1 protein-coding gene is annotated in these 460 nt (G+C 70.4%); it reads right to left on the bottom strand.

All coding sequences use genetic code 11. The annotated features are described in order from the left end of the window. Window positions 1-460 (bottom strand): LysR substrate-binding domain-containing protein (locus N801_RS22250; protein ID WP_035941140.1); only part of this gene is annotated, 460 nt, incomplete at both ends.

Genomic DNA, 460 nt, shown 5'->3' with positions numbered 1-460 from the left:
CCGCAATGCCAGGCCCTGGTCGTGCAGCGCCGTCTCCAGGCGCCGGCGGCTGGCGTCCTCGGGGTTGAGCGCGATGAAGGCGTGCTCGGTCAGGTCGCGCAGCGTGATGCGTGGCCGCGCCGCCAGCGGATGGCGGCTGTGCATGGCGATCACGCCCGGCAGCCGCAGGAACTCCGAGTGTTCCAGGCCCGCCACCGACAGCTCGTCGGCCATCAGGCCGAAGTCGAGTTGCCCGGCCGTGACCTGCTGCAGCACCTCGCGCGAGCTCATGATCTGGAACGACATCTGGATGCGGCGGTCCTGCAGGCCGAAGGCGGCAATGGCGCGCGGCATGAAGCCGGTGCCCAGCGCCGGCAGCGAACCGACCGCCAGGCGCCCGACGCCGAACGATTTCAGGCTGCGGATGCGGTGCTCGATCAGCTCGAAGCCGGCGAAGCAGCGGTCCACTTCCTCCATCAGC

Source organism: Knoellia aerolata DSM 18566, assembly GCF_000768695.1.
Taxonomy (GTDB): domain Bacteria; phylum Actinomycetota; class Actinomycetes; order Actinomycetales; family Dermatophilaceae; genus Knoellia; species Knoellia aerolata.
This window is presented reverse-complemented; position numbering and strand designations above follow the sequence as displayed.